Origin of the sequence: Dyadobacter sp. OTU695, from assembly GCF_038440355.1 — a bacterium.
Classification (GTDB): Bacteria; Bacteroidota; Bacteroidia; order Cytophagales; family Spirosomataceae; genus Dyadobacter.
Window position 1 is genome coordinate 56,908 of the sequence record NZ_JASATN010000010.1, and the last position, 23,463, is coordinate 80,370.

24 protein-coding genes are annotated in these 23,463 nt (G+C 50.2%); 19 read left to right on the forward strand and 5 right to left on the reverse strand.

The annotated features are described in order from the left end of the window. Positions 1-31: 31 nt before the first annotated feature. The gene (locus tag AAHB90_RS18760) at positions 32-691 is read left to right on the forward strand and encodes a phosphatidylserine decarboxylase family protein (protein WP_342086736.1); all 660 of its coding nucleotides are present in this window, start codon (positions 32-34) and stop codon (positions 689-691) included. On the opposite strand, the gene AAHB90_RS18765 is transcribed toward AAHB90_RS18760, so the two are convergent. Further along, the gene (locus AAHB90_RS18765) at positions 683-1,303 is read right to left on the reverse strand and encodes a rhomboid family intramembrane serine protease (RefSeq protein ID WP_342086737.1); all 621 of its coding nucleotides are present in this window, start codon (positions 1,301-1,303) and stop codon (positions 683-685) included. The genes AAHB90_RS18760 and AAHB90_RS18765 overlap by 9 nt on opposite strands. A gap of 25 nt (positions 1,304-1,328) precedes the next feature. Next, complete coding sequence (locus tag AAHB90_RS18770; protein ID WP_342086738.1) at positions 1,329-2,303, reverse strand: polyprenyl synthetase family protein; 975 nt, start codon at positions 2,301-2,303, stop codon at positions 1,329-1,331. Between the two features lie 153 nt (positions 2,304-2,456). Here AAHB90_RS18770 and AAHB90_RS18775 point away from each other — a divergent pair, with 153 nt between their 5' ends. Continuing rightward, complete coding sequence (locus AAHB90_RS18775; protein ID WP_342086739.1) at positions 2,457-3,287, forward strand: aminotransferase class IV; 831 nt, start codon at positions 2,457-2,459, stop codon at positions 3,285-3,287. Between the two features lie 75 nt (positions 3,288-3,362). Here the strand turns inward: AAHB90_RS18775 and AAHB90_RS18780 are convergent, their stop codons facing one another. The 3 genes from AAHB90_RS18780 to AAHB90_RS18790 form a co-directional block, all read right to left on the reverse strand. Further along, positions 3,363-4,217, reverse strand: coding sequence for a hypothetical protein (locus AAHB90_RS18780; RefSeq protein ID WP_342086740.1), 855 nt, complete (start codon positions 4,215-4,217; stop codon positions 3,363-3,365). Between the two features lie 141 nt (positions 4,218-4,358). Next, the gene (gene thiL, locus AAHB90_RS18785) at positions 4,359-5,381 is read right to left on the reverse strand and encodes a thiamine-phosphate kinase (RefSeq protein ID WP_342086741.1); all 1,023 of its coding nucleotides are present in this window, start codon (positions 5,379-5,381) and stop codon (positions 4,359-4,361) included. A gap of 79 nt (positions 5,382-5,460) precedes the next feature. Then, the gene (locus AAHB90_RS18790; protein WP_342086742.1) at positions 5,461-5,880 is read right to left on the reverse strand and encodes a hypothetical protein; all 420 of its coding nucleotides are present in this window, start codon (positions 5,878-5,880) and stop codon (positions 5,461-5,463) included. 174 nt (positions 5,881-6,054) lie between these two features. Between AAHB90_RS18790 and AAHB90_RS18795 the strand changes: the two genes are divergently transcribed. From AAHB90_RS18795 to AAHB90_RS18875, 17 genes are all read left to right on the forward strand, one after another. Next, the gene (locus AAHB90_RS18795; protein ID WP_309988340.1) at positions 6,055-6,291 is read left to right on the forward strand and encodes a cytochrome b5 domain-containing protein; all 237 of its coding nucleotides are present in this window, start codon (positions 6,055-6,057) and stop codon (positions 6,289-6,291) included. Between the two features lie 20 nt (positions 6,292-6,311). Further along, positions 6,312-7,181 carry an N-acetylglucosamine kinase gene (locus tag AAHB90_RS18800; RefSeq protein WP_342086743.1) on the forward strand — a complete coding sequence of 290 codons (870 nt, stop codon included), beginning with the start codon at positions 6,312-6,314 and terminating at the stop codon, positions 7,179-7,181. A 104-nt stretch (positions 7,182-7,285) separates the two neighbouring features. Further along, the gene (locus AAHB90_RS18805; RefSeq protein ID WP_342086744.1) at positions 7,286-8,536 is read left to right on the forward strand and encodes a sensor histidine kinase; all 1,251 of its coding nucleotides are present in this window, start codon (positions 7,286-7,288) and stop codon (positions 8,534-8,536) included. Then, positions 8,536-9,222: a response regulator transcription factor gene (locus AAHB90_RS18810; protein ID WP_342086745.1), complete on the forward strand. Its 687-nt coding sequence runs from the start codon at positions 8,536-8,538 to the stop codon at positions 9,220-9,222. Before AAHB90_RS18805 ends, AAHB90_RS18810 begins: the two co-directional genes overlap by 1 nt. A 93-nt stretch (positions 9,223-9,315) precedes the next feature. After that, the gene (gene rpmB / locus AAHB90_RS18815; RefSeq protein ID WP_015813019.1) at positions 9,316-9,555 is read left to right on the forward strand and encodes a 50S ribosomal protein L28; all 240 of its coding nucleotides are present in this window, start codon (positions 9,316-9,318) and stop codon (positions 9,553-9,555) included. A gap of 89 nt (positions 9,556-9,644) precedes the next feature. Further along, a complete protein-coding gene (gene folK / locus AAHB90_RS18820; protein WP_342086746.1) occupies positions 9,645-10,136 on the forward strand; it encodes a 2-amino-4-hydroxy-6-hydroxymethyldihydropteridine diphosphokinase in 492 nt (163 codons plus the stop codon). A gap of 279 nt (positions 10,137-10,415) precedes the next feature. Continuing rightward, entirely contained in the window at positions 10,416-12,779 is a 2,364-nt protein-coding gene (locus tag AAHB90_RS18825; RefSeq protein ID WP_342086747.1) for a TonB-dependent receptor, read from the forward strand. A 41-nt stretch (positions 12,780-12,820) separates the two neighbouring features. Further along, positions 12,821-13,744, forward strand: coding sequence for a DUF4249 domain-containing protein (locus AAHB90_RS18830; RefSeq protein WP_342086748.1), 924 nt, complete (start codon positions 12,821-12,823; stop codon positions 13,742-13,744). Positions 13,745-13,833: 89 nt separating this feature from the next. Beyond that, a complete protein-coding gene (locus AAHB90_RS18835; protein ID WP_342086749.1) occupies positions 13,834-14,952 on the forward strand; it encodes a DmpA family aminopeptidase in 1,119 nt (372 codons plus the stop codon). Between the two features lie 235 nt (positions 14,953-15,187). Beyond that, the gene (locus AAHB90_RS18840; protein ID WP_342086750.1) at positions 15,188-15,838 is read left to right on the forward strand and encodes a response regulator transcription factor; all 651 of its coding nucleotides are present in this window, start codon (positions 15,188-15,190) and stop codon (positions 15,836-15,838) included. A 145-nt stretch (positions 15,839-15,983) separates the two neighbouring features. Next, a complete protein-coding gene (locus AAHB90_RS18845; protein WP_090149462.1) occupies positions 15,984-16,166 on the forward strand; it encodes a response regulator transcription factor in 183 nt (60 codons plus the stop codon). A gap of 21 nt (positions 16,167-16,187) precedes the next feature. Then, on the forward strand, positions 16,188-17,351 hold the full coding sequence (locus AAHB90_RS18850) for a hypothetical protein (protein WP_342086751.1): 1,164 nt from the start codon (positions 16,188-16,190) through the stop codon (positions 17,349-17,351). Between the two features lie 3 nt (positions 17,352-17,354). Then, positions 17,355-18,305, forward strand: coding sequence for a hypothetical protein (locus AAHB90_RS18855; RefSeq protein ID WP_342086752.1), 951 nt, complete (start codon positions 17,355-17,357; stop codon positions 18,303-18,305). Positions 18,306-18,336: 31 nt separating this feature from the next. Then, entirely contained in the window at positions 18,337-20,805 is a 2,469-nt protein-coding gene (locus tag AAHB90_RS18860) for an ATP-dependent Clp protease ATP-binding subunit (RefSeq protein WP_342086753.1), read from the forward strand. 33 nt (positions 20,806-20,838) lie between these two features. Further along, a complete protein-coding gene (locus AAHB90_RS18865; RefSeq protein WP_342086754.1) occupies positions 20,839-21,306 on the forward strand; it encodes a hypothetical protein in 468 nt (155 codons plus the stop codon). A gap of 69 nt (positions 21,307-21,375) precedes the next feature. Next, entirely contained in the window at positions 21,376-22,215 is an 840-nt protein-coding gene (locus AAHB90_RS18870) for a hypothetical protein (protein ID WP_342086755.1), read from the forward strand. 42 nt (positions 22,216-22,257) lie between these two features. Next, positions 22,258-23,406 (forward strand): hypothetical protein, encoded by a 1,149-nt coding sequence (locus tag AAHB90_RS18875; protein WP_342086756.1) that lies wholly within the window; start codon positions 22,258-22,260, stop codon positions 23,404-23,406. The last annotated feature ends 57 nt before the right edge of the window (positions 23,407-23,463 follow it).

Consider the following 23,463-nt stretch of genomic DNA (forward strand, 5'->3'; position numbering starts at 1 on the left):
CAGAGACCATCATTAACAAAAACAAGCCTGCATGAAACTGCATAGAGAGGGATATACTATTATGGCTGTAACGGCCATTATACTGATCATTATCAATTTAGGGATCAACTATCTCCTTCCCGACGGCTATTGGATCCCACGCCTTGTGTTGATCGGCAGTATCGTCCTTTTCTTGCTGGTTGTGCAGTTCTTCCGCGTGCCGGCGCGTGTTGTGCATAAAAGCGACCGTCAGATTGTAGCACCCTGCGATGGTAAGGTAGTGGTGATCGAAGAGGTTGTTGAGACTGAGTATTTCAAAGGACCACGTCGCCAGATCAGCATCTTCATGTCGCCACTGAATGTACACGTCAACTGGAACCCGATCAGCGGGGTGATTCAATATCTCAAATACCACCCGGGCTTGTACCTCGTAGCCTGGCACCCCAAATCCAGCACGGAGAACGAACGCACCACCGTTGTGATACGTACGATTGAAGGCGTGGAAGTATTATTCCGGCAGATCGCGGGTGCGGCTGCGCGTCGTATACGCTGGTATGTGAAGGAAGGTGATAAAGTGGAACAAAGCACCGAAATGGGCTTTATCAAATTCGGGTCCAGAGTCGATCTTTATATTCCCCTGGACGCCGAAGTGAACGTTAATCTTCAAGACAAAACTGTTGGCAGTGTAACTGTACTCGCTACCTTAAAATAACCGCCAGCTCAGGATTTGCTCAAAAAACTGTGGTACCGCACTCGGGTACACCACTGCCATAAATACCATCCCGAAAATGGCCCCGTACATGTGGGCGCTGTGGTTGACATAGCTCGTGCCACGCCGCGCCTCATAAAACGAGTATCCGAGGAATAGCAAGCCGAATATGAAACCGGGCATGCAGATGAAGAAATAAAGGCAGATCTGCATGAGCGGCGCATAGAGGATTGCTGCAAAAAGTACCGCCGAAACTCCGCCGGAAGCGCCGAGTGAATTATACTTCGAATTTTTCCTGTGTTTCAAAAATGTAGGAATGTCTGAAACGATAATACCTACCAGATACAGGAAAAGGTAGTAAAACGTCCCGCTCGGGCCGAATAGCATGCTGAACAGCCGCTCGATGCTCTCTCCTACAAACCACAAGCTCAGCATGTTGAAAATAAGGTGCCCGAAATCCGCATGTACAAAGCCTGACGTGATAAAGCGGTAATACTCATTGCGTTGCGTCACGCGGTAGGGATTCAGGATGAGCTTGTCCATCAAACTGTAATTGTTGAACGCGTAATAGCTGATCCCCGAGGTTATGATCACTAAAATGAGGGTAATCGACATAAAATGGGTTATTGGTTGAATAATACTACTTTTCCCGCGCCACAAGCTGCTCCACAAATTGCAAAAGCACTTTTTTCTGAACACTATCCGTACGCAGTTGCTGTAAACTAGCTATTCCGCGCGAAAAATATTCATTTATTTTATGTTCGGTAAAGGCCCGAATGTCCAGCGCATCGTAAATGCCCGTTACCGCGGCCACTTTCTCTGCATTGTCGAATGCCTGAAGACTTATCCAGTGGTTAAGATCTGTTTTCAAATTTCCTTCCGCTTTCGATAATGCTTCAATCAGCAGGAATGTCTTTTTGTTGGCAATAATATCGCCGCCTACCTGCTTACCAAACTTTGCAGGATCGCCGTAAACGTCCAGCAGGTCGTCTTTTAGCTGAAAACCGATACCCATATTCTCTCCTGCCGAGTACAGCAATTCGGTAGTTTCCGCGTCCGCTCCGGCGATCATACCGCCTAATTCCAGGGCAAATCCGAGCAATACCGACGTTTTGAGGCGGATCATGCCAATGTATTCCTCCTCCGTCACATCCCAGCGCGTCTCGAAATTCATGTCGAGCTGCTGTCCTTCGCAAACTTCGGCGGCCGTTTGGTTAAAGCGATTCAAAACGGCCCGCAATTTATCCTGCGAAACATCCAGTAGCAGGTCATAAGCACGGATCAGCATTACATCCCCCGATAGAATGGCCGTATTCGCATTCCATTTCTCGTGCACGGTGGGCATTCCCCTGCGCAGAGGTGCTCGGTCCATTATATCGTCATGCATGAGTGTGAAGTTGTGAAACACTTCCACGGCCATGGCTGGCTTTACGGCCTTCTCAATATCCGTATCAAAAATCGACGCCGCCAGCAAGGTCAGCAACGGCCGGAAACGCTTCCCGCCCAGAGACATGATATACGTTATAGGCTCATACAATTCCACGGGAGCGTCACCATAGGAATGCCGGTCAAATTCAGTTTGAAGCTTTTCAAGTAATGATGTGGGTTCAATCATGCGAAGCGTAATGTTGCCGGGCCTATAAAACTAACCCGGCAGGTTATATAAGCCGCAAAGATAAAGCCTAAAAATTGGCATTTACATTTACAAAAGCAGTATTTGAAAAGCCTTTATCAATAACTTTACCCCGACCAACAAAATCCCCATTCAATGCCTTTTTACCAATATTTCAACGGCGAAATCGTGCCGCTCGACCAGCCGGTGTTTCAGACCAACGATCTCGGGTTACTGCGGGGTTATGGATTATTCGACTTTTTCAGGACCTACAATGGCGTTCCTTTCCGGTGGGACGATTACTGGCAACGCTTCGAAAATTCGGCCAGGTTGCTCAAAATGCCCGTGCCGGTGACCCAGGGTGAGACGGAAAAGATCCTGGCGGATTTGCATTCGATGTCGGGGGAAGCCGAGGTGGCTTTTCGGTTTGTCCTTACGGGCGGTTATGCGCCCGATAGCGTACATGTGGTGCAGCCAAACCTGCTTATTCGCACGGAAGCATTGCCCCAGGATAACCCAGCTGGTCGTTTGAAAGGTATTAAAGTGCTACCCTACGAATATGTTCGCGATCTGCCGGAGGTTAAAACCACTAATTATGTGCATATGGTACTCATGGCCGACGAGCTGAAACGCCAGCAGGCGGCCGACCTGCTTTTTCATAAAGACGGCGAGGTAAGCGAACTAACGCGCAGCAACCTGTTCGCATTTAAAGGCGACAAACTCATTACTTCCGACCGGAATATCCTCAACGGTGTAACGCGCCGCGTCGTGATCGAATTGGCAAAAGCGGATTTTGACGTGGAAATACGGCCGGTCTCCTATCAAGAGGTGATGACCGCCGACGAAGTTTTCACCACCAGCACCACCAAATGGGTTATGCCGGTAGTACAGATCGGCGACCAACCCGTCGCAAACGGCCTGGCCGGCCAGCGCACCCTGCATTTACAGCACCAGTTCGAAGAGCTTGTCGCCCGCTGGGGAAAATAAAAAAAGTGGCGATCCCGACGGTCCGGCGAACCGGGGAAAGCCACTTTTCAACTACACATGGTAATAAGCACTTATTTAGTTAGGCGCATTCGGTGATTGCAAATTGACGATCGGCCACTTACCTGGTGTAGGAACGCTTACGCCCTTGGTCGCACCTCTGGTTGCTCCGTCCTGACCAAAATAATAAAGTGGCCAGCCTTTGTAAGTCAGCTGTTTTTTCCCAAACACATCGATCGTGCTGAACAAGGTCTTATCAACTCCTGTGGGCAGCGATTTCAGATCGGCAGTGTAAATAGGCCAGGCAGCGTCGTTCGAAAAGTCGGGCTTGGTAAAATTGTTCTTATTGTTTTTGTCGTTGACAAACGCGTACAATGTTCTGCCGTTGCCGTCAGTGAAGAACTGGGTGGCACCGGTGCCTTCGGTGTAATCTGACTTATACGATTTACCATCATTACCCACGAGCTGCCCGCTGGCAATCATAATGGTGTAATCGGTTTTGGCAACGAACCATACCGTCCCTACATTTTCTCCTTTCACATCTCCTGCAACCGCGTCATCTTTATAGTAGTAGAGCGGCCAGCCTTTGTAAGTGGTTTGCTGCGTGCCATTCGTTGTTATTGTACCGAAATCGGCCTTATCCAGACCAGCGTCGAGTTTAATCGCCGTCAGATCACCTGCTGAATAGATTGGCCAGTTAATGAGACAGCCACCCGTGCAGGTCGAAACGCCGGATGCATCCTTTGAAAAGTAGTAAAGCGTTCTCCCTTTGTTGTCCGTCAGGATCTTGCCCAGCGTCGCATTGTCTTTCAATTGAACATCGTTGGTAGGTGTTGGTGTAGGATCATTGTTGTCGTCGTCCGAGCATGAGAAGCTGACGGCCATTAACAATCCCAATACAACCAGCATTCTGGAAGTTGAAAAGATTTTCATCGGATTTAATTATGATTTGTTAAAGATGAATTGGATACGTCGCGATTACGACCAAATCTTTCCAATGGTTGCGTATACGTTAAAACAAAAAAAGCATAACCGGTTAAGGCTATGCTTTGGGGAATTTTGCCGGGAGGTAAATCAGGCATTCCAGCCCTGTGCCGTGAGCGGCACGCGGGTATCACCTTTGGTATGCATCTCTACTTCGCCTTTTTTATCGGTAATATAACCGATAAAAGTAATCTTCGGGTTGTTCTTGATCAGCTCGTAGGCCGACTGTGGGACCGTGAAAAGCAACTCATAATCTTCGCCGCCATTCAATGCAGCCGTGACCGCACCGATGTTCAGTTCCGACGCTACCAGGTAGGTCTGCTCATCGATCGGCAAACGCTCTTCGAAAATCACCGCGCCCACACCCGATTGCGCACATATATGCAGGAGGTCGGAGGCCAGGCCGTCCGACAGGTCGATCATCGAAGTCGGGATTACGCCCGCTTCGTCAAGCTCGAAAACGACGTCCATTCGTGCTTCTGGCCGCAATTGTCGCTGGATCACATAATCTTTTCCGTCCAGCTCAGGCTGCATATTGGGGTTGGCCAGAAACACTTGTTTCTCCCTTTCGAGCAATTGCAGGCCCATATAAGCACCTCCAAGGTCGCCCGTCACGCAAAGCAGGTCGTTGGGTTTCGCCGTGTTCCGGTAAGCGATCTTTTCTTTTTTTACCTTGCCAAAAACACTTACGGAAATAATGAGCCCCGACCGTGACGACGTCGTATCGCCGCCCACCAGATCTACATTAAAGTCCTTGCAAGCCAACCTGATTCCTTCATACAGTTCGTCCACGGCTTCTACCGAAAACCGGTTACTCAATGCAATGCTGACCGTTACCTGCCGGGGAATGCCGTTCATCGCCGCAATGTCAGCGACGTTGGCCGAAACAGCCTTGTAGCCAAGGTGTTTCAGCGGGAAAAATGTGAGGTCGAAATGGACTCCTTCCAGGAGCAAATCGGTGGTCAGCAGACCGAATTCTTCTCCTGAGTCGATTACCGCCGCATCGTCTCCAATCCCTCTTACGGTATCGGGCAGCGAAGTCTTAATGCTTTTATTTATCCTTTGGATCAGCCCGAATTCGCCCAGGCTGCTTATTTCAGTTCTTGTTTCCATCCTGCAAAATTAGATAAAAAAAGCGAAGCCATTCCCGCGGTGGAAATGGCTTCGCCCTGGTATTTCAATTGACGTCCCGCTACGGGTTGGTCAATGTGTATTCATTAATCGTACCGCCGGTTTTAGGACTTGCCGTCAGGCGGGTAAGTACCACTTTTGCATCGTCGATCGAGTTGATCGTGAATTCCAGCTTACCGCCCGAACCGGTTGGCGCAGGGGTCAGGTTGGTCAGTACCAGCTTCGTATCGCCTTCCAAGTCCCAGTTTCCTGTAAATGTTTTCGCATCCACATCGGTGAGGCTCACAGTTTTAGTACCACCGCTGTTGGTAAGCGTCAGGCGAAAACCTGAATACGCAGCTTCGATGTTGCCCGATCCTCCGCGGGTATACACCACCGTTGCGCCGTGTTTTACAGATTCTGCTGTCCAGGCCTTCGCGATTCTTTCAGATACAGGCGCGACTTTCTTTTTGCAACCAGCAGCAACCAGTCCCAAAATCATGAATGAACACCAAAGAAGAGCGTAACTTTTTCTCATATTTTGTTTTCGTAAATGTCTTTTCAAAACGCCAAGTTCTTACTTTTTAGTCTTATAATCAAAATATTCATCGCAGATCGATTTTTAAATTTTCCAACGGAATACCCTTATCGCTAAATTGCGTGCTAAAACAATACAATGAAAGTATATACCAGGGCACAACTGGCGCTTCGCAACGGGCAGGACCGGGAGGAAATATGGTGTGCATATAAAGGAATGATTTACGACGTGAGCTCGTCACGTCTTTGGCGCAATGGCCACCATTACGAGCATTGGGCCGGCCAGGACCTTACCAAAGAACTCGGCGACGCCCCGCATACCGAACGCGTTTTCGAGCGCTTCAATATCATCGGCAAGCTGCAACTACCCGAATAATCCAACCGAACGATTTCTTAATGTCTTCCAAACACATTCTGATCGCCGATAGCGGCTCCACCAAAACAGACTGGGCCATTGTTAATACCGAAGCGGGCAATTATCAATCTGTCCAATCCGCGGGCATTAACCCATTTTACCAGACCGCCGGGGAAATTATCCCGGTGCTGCAAAGCCAGGTCATACCAGCTATCGACGACGACATTCTGGAAATCCATTTTTACGGAGCAGGCTGTGCCGACGAAAAATCGGGTATGCCTGTTACCGATGCGTTGAAACACTGCTTTCCTTCCGCGAATGTCGTGGAAGTGGCTTCCGATATGCTCGGGGCTGCGCGCGGGTTGTGCGGGCATGAGCCCGGACTGGCGTGCATATTAGGTACAGGCGCGAACAATGCCTTTTTCGATGGAAACCGCATTACGCATTCCATTGGCTCTCTGGGATTCTGGCTGGGCGACGAGGGGAGCGGTTCCTATCTGGGTAAAACACTGGTAGTCCATTACCTTCAAAACGAGTTGCCAGAAGATCTTCACGACAGTTTTGTAAAACAATATCCGGGCCTGGACCGCCTGACCGTGCTCGATCATGCCTATAAAAAGCCCTATCCGAACCGGTATTTTGCTTCCTATTCCAGATTCATCGCAGAAAACCGTACCCACGAATTCATTCAAACGCTGCTGGGCAATGCATTCGGGTTATTTGTGAAGAAATATATTCTGAAACATTCAAATGCCGCACAATATCCCGTCCATTTCACGGGCTCGATCGCCTATTATTACCAGGATATCCTTCGTTCGGTGCTTGAAAGCAACGGTTTACGATCCGGAAGAATTCTAAAATCGCCTTTGGAAGGACTGATCGGCTACCACCGGGCCGATTTGAAAGCTTAAACGTTAATGAAATGTTAAACAGCCCAAGGCCGGTCATGTTAAGGCTGGCACGACTGTTTAATTGAACGAATGGCCGTATATTTATCGGTCATTTCGAGTTAGTTATGTCAAGACGTACCATTCAATCCCTCACGGTTTTTTCTGCATTACTTATAATCGGCGTGGTTATCACGCAGATTTACTGGGTAAAGCAGGCGCTCGATCTCCGGCACCGGCAGTTCAATCAGAATGCCCACATCGCATTACAGGACGTTGCCGGAAAACTCGCCAATGTCTGCGGAGTAATGCAAACCACGAATCCCGTTGAGCAACTGTCGCCGGAATATTTTCTGGTGAATACCAATGCCACCACCCAGCCCGAAATACTGGAACATTTTATCAAGGATAGCTTTCAAAAACATAACCTCATTACGAATTTCGAGATCGGTATTTACGACTGCACCACGAACCGGATCCGCTATGGAATGTCGCTGAGCACGAAGAACAGCGAAAAAATTCCTACAAAAACGACCAACTGGATTAAAACCGATAAATATCCTTACTACTTCGGCGTACGCTTTCCAGAACAGGAGACCTACTTCGCGGGGAGCATTAGCGGCGCCATCTGGTCGTCGGCCCTGGTACTGGTGGCCGTCTCTTTCTTTGCCTACGCATTGTTTGTGATTTTAAGGCAAAAACAGCTCTCCGAGGTACAGCGCGATTTTGTCAATAACATGACCCACGAGTTGCAAACGCCGATTTCAACCATTCGCATTGCCGCCGATGTCCTGAATTCCGATAATATTGTGGCACAACCGCAGCGCCACAAACGCTACGTGCAGATCGTCCAGGACGAAATCCTTCGCTTGCAGGGCCAGGTAGAAATGGTGCTTTCCATGGCGAAAGCGGAACGCGATGCGCTGGCGTTACAAAAAGAGCGGCTCGACGCCCGGCAGATGATCGAATCCATACTATTGCCTTACGAAGAGAAAGTGCGCTTCCAGGCTAATGCTACACACTACCTGATCGAGGCCGACCCATTCCACCTGCGTTGTATGATCAGCAATCTGGTCGATAATGCGTTGAAATACTCCGACGATGTCCCCGATGTGGTCGTCGAAACATACAATAAAGGCAATAACCTCGTTATAGCAGTCCGCGACCAGGGCATCGGCATCGCGCCCGAGTACCAGAAGAAGGTTTTCAACCAGTTTTTCCGCATTCCCTATGGCGATGTGCACAATGTGAAAGGCTTCGGGATCGGGCTGAGCTATGTCAAACAGATCGTCCGCGCACACCGCTGGCACCTTGCATTGGAAAGCGCCCTGGGCAAAGGCAGTACATTTAAGATCACTATTCCGCAGAAACACGCTTGATGAAAAAGAGAATCCTGTACGTCGAAGACGACCCCAATCTTGCATTTGCCACCAAGGATAACCTCGAAGAATACGATTATGAAGTCGTGCATGCGACCGATGGAGTAGAAGCGCTGGAATTTTTCGGCAAGGAGCATTTCGACATTTGCGTACTCGACATTATGCTGCCCAAAATGGATGGCTTCACATTAGCCGAAAAAATCCGCAGTTCCGACAGCCAGGTTCCCATTCTGTTTCTCTCCGCGCGCTCGATGCAGGAGGACAAGATTAAAGGCCTCAAACTCGGTGCGGACGACTACATTACCAAGCCTTTCAGCATCGAAGAACTCAAATTGCGAATCGACGTTTTCCTCCGCCGCAGTAAAGCCGATTCTATATTGACCATAAAACCGGGCAGCAAGCAGATAGGGAAATACATGTTTGATTTTCAGAAACTGACATTAACACTCGACGGCAAATCGCAAAGCCTCACATTCCGCGAGGCCGAAGTGTTGAAATTCATGGCCGAGCGCACCGATCAGGTGATCCGCCGCGACGAGCTTTTGAAGGCAATCTGGGGCGACGACGACTATTTTATGGGCAGAAGCCTCGATGTTTTCATTTCAAGATTGCGGAAATATCTCTCGGGCGACCCTGATATCCGCATTGATAACGTACATGGCGTCGGGTTCCGGATGAGATGGTAAAAAGCTGTTTTTTTGAAAATTTGTTTTGCCGTTACTTGCTCAACAAAAATTAATTACGCATCTTTGCACCCTCATTTGGAAAAATTGTAAGTCATGGCTAAGGTTTGTCAAATATCAGGTAAAAGAACTCGCGTCGGAAATAACGTTTCTCACGCTAATAATAAAACAAAACGTAAATTCTTCCCGAATTTGCAAAAGAAACGTTTCTTCCTTCCTTCGTCAGGAGAATGGGTTACGTTGAAAGTAGCAGCTTCTGCTCTTCGTACCATCAACAAGAACGGTATCGAAGCAACTATACAAAAAGCATACGACAAAGGAACGCTTACGTTCTAAAAGGAATTTACGAATTTATTGGAAAAGGACTTTCCTCCGATCGGGAAGTCCTTTTTTTCGTGGATTGAATATTCCAAACGCGTTTCGTTATGTCAGCAACCGGCCAGGTCTTTCTGTTACTAGGCTCCAACCTCGGCGACCGCCCGCAGGTGCTCGCAGCCGCTCGTGAGGCTATTGGAGAACAGGCCGGACGCATTGTAAGCCAATCGGCAGTCTACGAAACCGCTCCCTGGGGTATTACCGATCAACCCGCATTCCTCAACCAGGTTGTCGAAATCTCCACTTCCCTCCCGCCTGAGGATCTGCTCAGGATCATTCTCAACATCGAACACGACCTCGGACGCGTACGTTACGAGCGTTGGGGCGCCCGTGTGATCGACATTGATATACTGTATTTCGGGCAAACCGTCATGGACAGCGCCCGTCTTACTTTACCGCACCCACGCATTCAGGACCGGCGTTTTGTACTTGCACCACTAGCAGAGATAGCGCCCGATTTCCTGCACCCTCTTTTGCAAAAAACCTCCTCAAAACTCCTGGAAGACTGCCCCGACACATCCGCAGTGTCAAAAACACCTTGAAATAGTACTATTGATATTATAGTGGCTTCATTTCCTGCATGAAGCCATTTATTCAGGTTTTTTACCAGTTCATCATTTTTTGCTGTCTTTTTAGGCTGATTAACACGTGCTTTGTCTGCCCTTGAAAAAATTGTCGAAATAATTTTCAGCGATTGGAAGGGGGTATATCCACACTGAGTTGTCAGGGAGAAAAGGAAAAATTCAATTTGATCGTCTGTAAGAATGACTGCCTCCACTGACAGCAACATAAACCAATTTGATAATAAACAAATCAAGTCCATGAAAAACAGAATACTCAAATGCCTTCTATTAGCCTTGATCAGCCTGCCGGCCCTCGCGCAGAACCGGCACTCGGTGAGCGGTTATGTCAAAGACAACTCCAATGGCGAAGGACTCATCGGTGTGTCCGTCTATGTGCGTGAGGCCGAAACGGGCGTAGTCACCAACCCTTATGGTTTTTACTCGCTGACGCTCCCGGATGGCAAGTACACCCTGGTATTTTCCTACATCGGTTACCAAAAAGTGACCCGTGAAGTGGTACTCGACGGCGACAAGACCGTGAGCATCGAAATGTCTGACGAAAGTAACCAGCTCTCCGAGGTGACCATTTCGACGCAGAAAGAGGATGAAAACGTCCGCAGCATTGAAATGTCGGTCAACAAGGTAGAGATGAAAACCATTCGCAAAATGCCTGCATTGCTCGGTGAGGTGGACCTTATCCGGAGCATTCAGCTGCTCCCCGGCGTGACGACCGTCGGTGAAGGGGCCTCGGGCTTCAACGTGCGCGGCGGCGACGTTTCGCAAAACCTCGTATTGCTCGACGAAGCGCCGGTTTATAACTCATCCCACTTGTTCGGGTTCTTTTCGGTATTCAATCCGGATGCGGTGAAGGACGTGAAACTGATTAAAGGTGGTATCCCGTCGCAGTACGGTGGCAGAATTTCTTCCATCCTCGATGTACGCATGAAGGAAGGCAATGCCAAAAAGCGCGAAATCAACGGCGGTATTGGTTCGATATTTTCACGCCTGACTTACGAACAGCCCTTTGCAAAAGGAAAAGGATCGTTCATTGTAGCCGGCCGTCGTTCGTACATCGATATTCTGGCAAAACCATTCCTGAACTCGGATTTAAAAGATTCGAAATTCTATTTCTATGATCTGACGGCAAAAGTGAATTACCAGCTGGGCAACAAGGACACCTTTTATGCGTCGGGGTATTTCGGAAAGGATGTGTTCGGAGGAGGTGACTTCGGCTTCGGATGGGGTAACAAAACGGCCACAGCGCGCTGGAACCACATTTTCTCCAACAAACTGTTCATGAACCTGACCGGGTATTACAGCAACTACGACTATAACCTGGGCCAAAATCAGAACAAACCGGATGCCAAAGACAAATTCGATTGGAAATCGAAAATCATCAGCTCGAGTATCAAGCCTGATTTTACATTCTACATAACGCCCAACAACCAGCTCACATTCGGTGGACAGTACATCTATTATGATACACGCCCCGGTAAGGCCACTTTCGTTTCGGAAGGCGATATGCAAGACATCAGCCTCGAACCGCGCTACGCCGACGAATCTGCATTGTATGTGGGTAATGAGTTGAAATTCGGCGACCGCATTTCATTGCAATATGGCGTCCGCTACTCCTACTTCCGCAGCCTCGGCCCTGCCACTGAATACGAATATGCAGATAACGGCAAAGGTGTACGCAAAGACCCTATTTTCCCCGGTACGGAGTATAAAAAAGGCGATGTGATCAAAAGCTACGGCAATCTGGAACCCCGTGCTGCGCTGAACATTGGCATAACGAGCAATGCGTCCATTAAGGCCAGCTATAACCGCACTTCACAATACCTGCATTTGCTTTCCAATACGGCAGCCAGCTCGCCGCTGGACGTGTGGACATTGAGCGGGATCAATATCAAACCTGAAAAAGCAGACCAGGTCGCATTAGGCTGGTTCCAGAACTTCCAGGACAACACCTACGAGGCTTCGGTAGAGTTGTATTATAAAAAAATGTACAATCAGATCGATTACGTGCCGGCGTCCGACCTCCTGCTGAATGAGTATTTCATCGGCGACCTGCTGTTCGGCAAAGGCCGCGCTTACGGAGCTGAATTTTATGTGAAGAAAAACAAAGGCAGGCTGACCGGTTGGGTAAGCTACACGTTATCGAGAACGGAACGCCAGGTTGAATCTGTTAACAACGACGACTGGTTCCCTGCCCGTTTCGACAAACCGCATAACATTACTGCGGTCGCCATTTATGAACTAACCAAACGGTTGTCACTTTCTTCGAACTTCACCATTCAGAGTGGTACACCCGCTACTTTCCCGACTAACCGCTACAATACCGGTGGTTTCACGATTGGAAACAACTACAATGATGTACGCAACAACAGCCGCATTCCTGCTTACCACCGCCTCGACCTGGCTGCTACTTTGAAGGCAAAAAGGAAGCTGTTCAAGGCAGGAGAAGGCGAATGGGTATTCTCGGTCTACAACGTGTACAACCGCCGCAATCCGTTCTCGGTTTACACACGTATCAACGAGGACAATCCGCTTAAAGCAGAGGCAGTACGTTACTCAGTGATCGGGAACTTCATTCCTTCTGTAACCTACAACTTCAAATTCTGACATCAACCAACAGAAATCATTACAACGCCTGAAAAACAGCAATGATGAAAACACTAAAATATATCAAATACCCGGCATTGTTCGCGCTCGCATTGATGACCCTCACCAGCTGCGAGGATGTGATCGACCTTGATACTGCTACCGGCCCTTCACAGCTCGTAGTGGACGGCTGGCTTAACAATCAGCCCGGTGAGCAAGCTATTACATTGACCTGGTCGCAAGCCTACTTCAACAATACCCCACCAAAACCCGTGCTGGGCGCGGAAGTGACCGTTACCGATGACAAGGGTAAAGTTTACAAATTCGAAGACACAGACGGCGACGGGAAGTATACCTGGGGCAAAACCACTGCCGACACGCTCGGCCACGTGGGCCGTACCTATTCTCTCAAAGTTGTGAACGGTACCGATACTTTCACGGCTAAATCCGAACTGAAACGTGTGCCGACAGTGGATTCGGTGGTATACCGACACGAGAAATGGCCGTTCGAGCCGGATAAAGGTCCTCGCGAAGGCTTTGTAGCTTCATTCTATGCCCGTGATCCCGAAGGCGCAGGTGATACCTACTGGATCAAACCCGTGATCCGCGGCAAAGCAGTTGTAGATAAAGCAGAGAACATCTCGATTGCATACGATGCCGCGTTTGGTGCCGGTGCGCCTTCTGATGGCTTAATATTTATCCTCCCATTGCGCGAATCGATCACCACCGACTCGCTGTACTCGGCCGGCGACCAGGTGGGTGTGGAACTGCACAGCATTACATACGAGGCATTCGAATTTCTGAAACAAGTGAGTGAGCAAGCTGCGAATGGCGGGTTATTTGCGACACCTATTGCCAATGTCCGGTCGAATATCGTCAATGCCGATCCAAAGAGCCCGAAAGCGCTCGGATTCTTCAGTGCATCTGCGGTGAGCCGCAAAGAAACGGTGATCGATCCCGAAAAGGCCCGTCCCGATAACGATTAAAAATTACACTTCAACAGCAGATGTATCCACTGGCGGACTCCGGTTCCCAGTGGATTTTTTGTTATATTTCACTCTTAAAAAACTAACCTATGAAGAGTCTCCTTTCATTCCTCCTCATTCTGCCGCTCACCCTCACCGCCCAGAAGCGCCCCCGCGAACTGGGCATCAAAATCGGGGTGCTGCCCACGGGTACATTGAATGCGATCACCGATGTGGCCGGTGTGAAGGTAGGCCAGGTAACGCTCACGGAAGGCGCAGACGTACGCACGGGTGCAACAGCCATCCTTCCGCACGACGGCAACATTTTTCAGCAAAAAGTCCAGGCGGCCATGTATATCGGCAATGGCTTCGGTAAAATGACGGGCTACTCACAGGTCGAAGAGCTAGGCACGATCGAATCTCCCATTGTTTTAACCAACACACTCAGCGTACCCACGGCAGCCGACGCGGTGATTGACTGGACCCTGGGACAGAAAGGCAATGAGAATGTAAGATCGGTGAACCCGGTCATCGGAGAAACGAATGATGGCTTCCTGAACGACATCCGGGGACGTCACGTGCGGAAAGACCACGTCCTGAATGCATTGGCACAGGCAGAAAACGGCCCGGTGGCCGAAGGTAATGTAGGCGCGGGAACGGGTACGGTTTGCTTTGGTTGGAAAGGCGGTATTGGCACCGCGTCGCGGAAACTGCCGGAGAAGCTGGGCAATTACACGGTAGGAGTTTTGGTACAAACTAATTTTGGTGGTGTATTAAAGGTCAACGGCGTGCCGGTAGGCCAGGAATTAGGTAAATATGCATTCAAAGAATCGCTCGACAAGTCTTCTGACGGGTCGTGCATGATGGTACTCGCCACGGACGCACCTCTGGACGCCCGGAATTTGAAACGGCTTGCAAAACGCGTCATGCTCGGTATGGCGCAAACCGGCGGCATTGCCGCAAATGGCAGCGGTGACTATGTGATCGCATTCTCGACTGCCAACAAAGTACTGCACGAAACGGCCGAACCGGTTTTCAGTTCGGCCTTCCTGCACAATGACTATGTCTCGCCGCTCTTCATGGCGGCGATGGAAGCTACGGAGGAAGCCATTATCAATTCCCTTTTCATGGCGAAGACTTCCGAAGGTACTCAGGGGCACAAGGTAGAAGAGCTTCCGAAGGAGAAGGTGCTGGAAATCATGCGAAAGTATGGCCGGATCAAGGAATAACCGTAGAGTTACTCCAACGTATATAGTAAATGGTCAGTGGATACCCCTAAGGGAATGCCTTATATATGGTATGATGTAAACAATTAGTTAGATTTTTAACTAAAAAAGGCTAATTTTCAACCTCTTACGAAACCGGGTAATCTTACCCGGCTTTTCCTGTACTTTACCGTATTGCCGGACCTGTCGCTTAGGATTAATTTTGACATGCAAATTCTAGTACTCAACCCCGAAAAGTATGGAACATTCTATTACACACGCGTGCCTCGTTCATCCGCACCCATTGGAATGCGAGGCGGTTGCAGAATGGCTGAGGAGGAGGTCTTACATCGAGCTGGTTGGCAAGTGCAACAATCTTGAACAAATCACCCAGTTACCCTACCTGAAAGAAATTGATATAGTAGTTGTATTCGCACATCACGCCGAGAAGACGGCAGACCAGATTCTAAAGATCAGAAAACTCTACCCCAAATTAAAATTCCTCCTGCTCGCCCCCAGTCCGTCGGCCGAATCGGTCCGCGAAGTGGTGCGGTCGGGTGTAAGCGGCTACATTGTTTTCGAAGCCGAGCTCGATGAATGGGAACGCGCAATCCGCGCCGTTTCGGAAGGAAAAGTGTATTACGGGCAGGAAGTAATGCTCAAACTGGCCGAAACTTCCATGGATAAATACATCCAGGAACCGGCACCCTCCACACGCGATTTTTTAAGTAAAAGAGAAGTTGAAATCCTCCGGCTCGTGGCCAGCGAATACTCTACCAATAAGATCGCCAGCGAGTTGTGTATCAGCGACAAGACCGTCGAAACCCACCGCCGTAACCTCTTTCAGAAACTGGGTGTCAGAAACTCGGTAGGCCTCACCAAAATAGCCGTCCGCATGGGCGTAGTGTAGTTTTTGCTGGTTTTTATAGTGGGAAACCCTTAGAAACGGGGATCAAAACCATTAGTAAAATCAGGGTAAAAATCCGGAAAATTCAGGGTATCTGCCGATTGAAATAGCGCCTGCACCGCGACAACTTTGTCTAAGCATTTTAGTTATGGAACTGACAAAGCGCGAAAAGGAAATCCTGGATCTGATCATGGATGAAATGAGCTCCAAGGAGATCGCCGAAAGGCTGCAAGTGAGCATTTCAACCGTGGAGGCTTACCGGCGAAGTTTGTTCAGGAAATTCGGTGTACGCTCGGTGATAGGGCTGGTGAAAGCAGCCATGAAAATGTAGTACTCGTAATTACAAATTGGTATGGCAGATATTCGTCGCATGGCCGTCAACTGGGTCGACGGGATGAAAATCTCGCGGCAGCATTTTATCGACACAGATCACTACCACACCGATCAGGTTCGACGCGCCGGGGCTGCATTGTTAACCCCTCTGAACTATGGCTTGCTGCTTCCTAAGGACGGCAGCGATCCGCTGGAATTACAGGTGTTGGGTGACGCGGGAAATCAGATCAGGGTAAAACTGAACCGCTGCCAGGCCATTTCGCCGGACGGCAGCATGCTTGACGTCGAGGAAACCGATGACCTGAAGCTCGACACCTCACTCGCCGGAATCCTGGAACAATACCGGCTTCCGATGACGCAGAATGTTGAAATATATATCGTACTCAGCGTAGGCATGTTTGAGCGGCAACCCACCGGCACGCCATCAGAATCGGAAATCCCTGTACGGCATCCTTACACGCTTCCGCTTTACCGTGTAAGCCTGGTGCCCTCGGAGTTGATTAATATCGATCAATGGGGCGGGCCGGGACTGGTGATCGGCAAGCTTGCATACAGTAATTCCGAATTGCGGGTTTTGCACGATTTCATACCTGCAAGTTGCGCGGTGCGCAGCCATAAAAACCTGCGCGAATGGTACAACCGGTGGACGGGCTACCTGAACGACATAGAAATGTATTCGTTCAGGATCCTGCAAAAGATCAAGACCAAAAGTCAGAAAAACACGCTTTCGGATAGTGTTCAAATGATGGTGGAAAGATTGGTGAGCACCATGACGATCGTCAATATCGGCTTTCAAAGATTGGTTCCTTTCGAACCACCTGTGCAAATGGTGACGTCTATGAGCCAAACAGCCCAAGCCATCCGCGTATCGCTGGAATGCCTCACCGACCGGGAGAAGGAAGAACTTCTGGGTTACCTGGCCGAATGGGCGGACGACTCGCCGGGAAGCATTGAAAAGCAATTACTGGCCGTGATCCAGGCACCTTACAACCATAACGACATATTGCCTTGCTTGCGGATTATCGACAGTTTTTACAGTATGTGGACGGCCCTGTTCCTCAAACTGAGCCAGCTCGAGTTTATCGGTAAGCGCAAAGGACAGCAGGTTTTCATTATAGAAAGCCCCGTTCACGAGCCGCCCGTACAACCCGAAAAATCCAAATCCCGTTGGAGCCCTCTTTAGCCTATGGAACCACTCAACAAAACCCAGAGAAAGACAGCGATCGGAAGGTTTGTGGGAATGTATGTACTGTCGCTCACATTTCCGCTGGCCGCAATGTACCTGCTTATGCGGGTTCCCGACTCCGTTGCAGCCTCGGAAACCCGCAGATACCGCCAAATCGTCGAAGAGCAGGGCCCGATGCTGATCGATACCGATACGCTCAGTCAGATTTCGCGCAGGCTCATCCAGCTCGACGGCGTGTATAGCAGCGCTACCGACGAAATGGCCAAAGCCACAGCCCGTACGCAGCTCGTAGATATAGAAAGCCGTATCAACAGCATCATGAGCCATTTTAATATCCTGGCGGCAGCAGCGGCTCATGAACAGAACAAGCGACTATCAACCGGCATCGCCAAGCTGACGGAAGCACTGGTTACCTACCGCCAGACCATCGGCGAACTCCGGCGCACATTGGACAGCAAGGGCATAGACATGCAAATGGTGAACGATCTGCGTAACCAGATCAATATGAAAGACCTGGAAATCAAAGGCATGGAACGCCAGCTACTTACCGCGGCCGTGGCAGGCGGGGGTGGTGGTGGAGGCGGTGGTGGTGGCGGAGGAGGGCCTGACAAAGAGCTGCAAGCCAAAGTAGCTACACTGCAACGCGATCTGGACAATTGCAGGAGTTCCAAATCGGGAGGGGCAGATATTGCAGCTATTCAGAAACAACTGGACGAATGCTTATCAGCCAAAAGCGGTACCGCCGTCACCTATCGTGAATGGCTCCGGTATTCGGAAGCAGAAGGATATTATCAATTGCTTACCCAGGGTAACCTGCGTAAAAATGACCGGAAAGTATACTACGACCAGGCGAAACAGATTTTCGACGGCTTACAGGTTTCGACCGCTAATAAGGACATGAAAGCCAAAGCGACAGAGCGGCTTTTGGCATTACAAAAAAATCAGCCCTGAGAAGCAGCATCCCTATCCATCCCATTTATCCATGCAAACCGAAGCACTCAGATACGCGATCACGATCGCACAGTCGCTAGCGCGCGAATACCGGCAGGAGCGGTTTGGTCCCGCACATTTGCTGATGGGCCTGCTGCATAATGATGTGGGCCTGGCTTCCGAGCTCGTCATGGCAGGCAAAGACCTCCCGTACCTGCGCGACTGGGCCGAGGTACGTCTGGAAGAGTGCGCCAAATCCGTAAGGGTACCCGAACTATCCCAGCCCGACAACCAGGCGGCTGCGGCTTTGGAACTGGCCGACCTCATTGCCTTGCAGTTCAATATCGATACGGATCCGCTTTGTGCATTAGCCGCCTTACTCAAACCAGGGGTAGGTTTTTCATCGGATCAGCTGAAATCCCTTCCAATTACCCAAAAAGATGTATTAGCACTTCATAACGCCCCGCCGGTTACCGGAAATGGGGAAAATCAAAGTACAAAACAGGCAATTCCGGCAGCAAAAGGTGCCGGTTACCTGGAAAAATATACTTCCGATAAAACGCAGCGGGCCGCCGAAGGCAAGACAGATCCCATTATTGGCCGTGACCGGGAAATCCGTCAGATGGCGGAAATCCTGGGCAGGCGTAGTAAACCCAATGTGATCCTGACCGGCGAACCCGGCGTAGGCAAATCGGCATTGGTGGAAGGATTTTCCAAGCTCATTGCGGAGAAAAAGGTCCCGCAACTGTTACAAAACGCCCGTTTGCTCGAATTAGATACCGGTGCGCTCGTAGCGGGGGCTTCCTACAAGGGAGAAATCGAAGAGCGGTTAAAGGGTATTTTAAATGAGTTGAAAGGCTTCGATAAAGCTATTTTGTTCATCGACGAAATACACATGCTCCTCGATCCGAAAGGTTCTATCGGCGCAGGGGTCGCTCAGTTGCTCAAACCGGAACTGGCACGTGGCGAACTCACCTTGATCGGCGCTACTACCCCGGAAGAGTACAGAAAGTACATCGAAAAAGACGAAGCATTCTCCCGCAGGTTTGAGGTACTACATGTGGAAGAACCCGACGAAGCCACGGCCACGCGCATGATTGAACATATGCTGCCGGTTTACGAAGCACACCACGGGCTGAAAGTATCCGAGGGTACGGCTGCCGAGGCAGTCAAACTCGCGAAAAGATATGTAAAGGACCGCAGGCTTCCCGACGTCGCCCTCGACCTGCTCGATCGCACCATGGCCGCCATGCGGCTCATGGACGAAGTTTCCGAAAATGAGCTGGCAACCCTGCAAACCGACCTCGATACGCTGATGGCCGTCGACGAGGCAGAAAGGCTCCACGAGCTAAAATGGTTTGCCAGACAGCTGCCCAACAGGCTCAGCCCATTGCTTACCGGCCAGCTCGACGCAAATGAAGATGCCGATCTCGAGACACCCGAAGGCATTCACAATCAATTAAATACAAAACTATCCGCGTTGCGGAATCTCGCCACACGACGATCGGATTCAATAGACAGAAACGATATAGCCGCCATTATCTCCCACAAAACCGGCATACCGCTGGGTAAGCTCCAAAGCTCGGAACGTGACAAGTTGCTGGGGATCGATGAAGTGCTCAAGAAAAGAGTAGTTGGCCAGGATCAGGCGGTGAAAGCATTGAGCGAGGCCATTCTCGAATCGCGGTCGGGATTGATCAAAGCAGGACAGCCTATCGGTTCGTTTTTCCTCCTTGGGCCTACCGGGACCGGTAAAACAGAGATCGCCAAGGCGCTCGCGGATTTCCTGTTCAACGACGAATCATTCCTGATCCGGTTCGATATGTCGGAATTCAAGGAAGAGCATTCGGCGGCATTGCTCTATGGCGCGCCTCCGGGCTATGTTGGGTATGAAGAAGGCGGTTTACTGGTGAACAAAATCCGTCAGAAACCCTATTCAGTGGTTCTTTTTGACGAAATAGAAAAGGCTCACCCCTCCGTTTTCGACCTTTTCCTGCAAATCCTCGACGAGGGCAAGCTGCACGACAGGCTGGGGAAAGAAGGTGATTTTTCCAATGCAGTGATTCTTTTTACCTCCAACATCGGGCAGGAACATATTATTCAGGAATTCAGCAAAGGCGGCATCCCGCAGTCGTCCGATCTGATGGAGATCATGGCCAAGTATTTCCGGCCGGAGTTTTTGGCCAGGCTAACCGAAATCGTCCCGTTTGCACCGATTTCAGAGGATAATGTGGTTAAAATATTTGATATCCATTTGCGCAGCCTTACTGACCTGCTCGACAAACAGGGTATCAGCCTGAACCTCACCCCCGAAGCTCGGAAAAGCATCGCGATGCAGGGTTTCACACCGAGATATGGCGTAAGGCCGCTGAAAGGCGTCATCAGAAACCTGCTCCGAAGACCGGTGAGCCGGATGATCATCTCCGGGCAAGCCGGAAAAGGATCGGTGATCGACCTCAGCACGGACAACAATGGGGAGGTCGTCTGGGATGTTCACCAGGCCGAAGGAATACTCGAATAGCACCCATTTTTATAACACCTTCCAAATCGAACAATGAGTGTACTTGGAAATGCAGTTGCGCAGTTCGCCGAAAACAACCTGGCAGGCCAGGTAGGCAATGGGGAATGCTGGACCCTGGGCGAACGGGCCCTACAAAGCGCTGGGGCCAGAACATCGACGGAGATCATGGGACGCATTGGCCCGAACGACAATTATGTATGGGGTGACGCCGTCACGAAGACCAGCCTGGAAGTAGGCGACATTATTCAGTTCCGTAACTATACCTACCGTTTCAACCGGCCGGATGGTTCCTGGAACGAAGAGACACGCCCCCATCATACGTCGATAGTAGCGGCGGTGATCAGTCCGGGCGTTGTAGATGTGTTCGAATGCAATGTTGGCGGAAGCAGGAATGTACAGCGAAACCGGCTCTATCTGCAGACAGGCGCTGTGACCGGCGGAAGCGTGACGGTTTCGGGACAAATGTGGTATTACCGGCCACAGCCGAGACAAACCACCTGACCCTCCCAACAAGAAGTTATCCATCCCGGCACAACGCTCACAGCGGTAACGCCGAAAACTTGAAACATTATGCACATTCATCTGTTCAGAACTGCGCGACGGTGGGATTCGTGCCTTATCCCGATCGACGATACTACATTCGGAATGATCCTGCAATTCAAGGTGCATCTGGTACGTGTGGAGCCTACGACAAGATTTTTTATGGGTGAAACTTACGCAACAGGTAATGGCATTCTGCACGATACTTACGGCCGTTTTCACCTCGAACGGTGGCCAGACCGCGAGTGGGAGGACTACAAACGCAGGTTCGTGACTGTGGTGCAAAGACACTGGAGCGATAAAATGATACTCGATCCGAACAAGGATTGGTATGTTCCCCGCACCAATGCAGCACGCAATTCGGCCACCATTCAATGCGGGTTATCCATTCAGCTGGTCGACTCCGCAGCGCAGGCGCACCAGACCTACCGGATCATCCACCCGCAGGAGGATACATTTCGATCTTTTGTAGTAGAAGCCGACCGGACCGGTGTATTCACCCAACACGACCTCGAATCGCACTGGAACGACCGCCGCACCCGCATAGGCTCAGAAACGCACAGTGTGTCTTTTTTGCAAACTACTGTTAACCATGAATTCGGACATACCCTCGGCCTGGACCATGTTAACGGGGCCGGCAACAGCGACAGCCATTATGGCGTGACATTGTCCGAAAGAGAAAACCAAATGGGTATGGGCGGGCTGCTCACCGCGCGTCACGCACAGCCGTGGATCCGGCGCCTGCGCAACCACCTGATCCCTCAAACGCATTACGATACCACCGTTGCCTTCCGCGGAAGAGTTGCGAGTCCGCAGCTGATCGAATATTGGGACAACGACTGGCGGCCTGCTACTACGGCAGCTTCCTGAAAATTTTAACGACCAAATCCGCTTGATACAGCGATTAAAGCCATGCAAAAGCTAACCAGATTACTAATCATTACGGGTATTGCCTTTCTTTTCGAATCGTGCAATATGTTCGCTCCGGTAGACCCGCTCACGCCGGCGGCATCGGAGGTGAGTGTCGAGCAGGTGTGGACATCGGGCGCGACGGTGAGGGGAAAAATCGGGAGTCTCGACCCTAAAAACGACCGCCAGGAAAAGAAAAGCGGCAAAATTCTTGAATACGGCTTCGTCTGGGGAACGCAAAACGAGCCTACGCTCGAAGCCGGGACGGTGATCAAAGTAGGCGAAGATAACCCTCCGACCCCGTTTGAATTCGTCCGCGAAATAAGCCGCCTCGATGTCCTGACCACCTATTACGTACGCACTTACGCCCGGAACGAAGGCGGTGGCGTGGGATACGGCCCGGTAGCGACATTTAAAACAGATGATTATGTATTTGCAGAACTTTCAATTGGTAAAATAACGACCACTTCCAAAGTGTCGGCAGACGTTGTCGTCAACATCTTGTCGTTGGGCAATGCCGAAATCACCTCGTTCGGGGTTTGCTATTCGTCCGCGAACGATGAGCCAACGACCAAGGACAGCCGGGCCACGGTGAACGTTAAGGCGACCAAAGGGAGCTTTACAGCCAATGTAAGCGGATTATCTGCCGGAACGACCTACTATGCCCGGGCGTTCGCCATTACTTTGGGCGGTATCATTTACAGCGATGCCACCACAGGGTTCACACTCGGCGAACCTTCTGTTTTTACACCCAAAAAATCATTCACCATGTATTATTCCAATCCTTATGATCTCGATGCAGGCCAACTGGTGTCGCAAATGGGTTCCGACGATTGCACGTGGTATCCCTACAACGAGAAGCCAGGCATTTATCCGAAGAACGGGGCGCGGTTCGCTGTGTTAGGCAAATTGAATTTCGATCAGGTCAAATACGCCGACCTGGCGCGGGCTAACCTCTCAACGAATTTCATCAACGGAAGTTACACCGATGCCAAAGCGAACCAGCTGGAAAACGGGACAGTCATTGCGTTTCTGACAAATCAGGGAAGGTATGGTAAGATGATCATCGATGCGCACGGCGAAGATCGCATACCCGGGACAGCGGGTGGAGGAGATATGGAAGTGACCATTCTGACCTACGACAAACAGTAGTCGTATATATGTATCCGTAAGGCGATTCCGACAGGCTCCGTCATTTACGAAAACCAG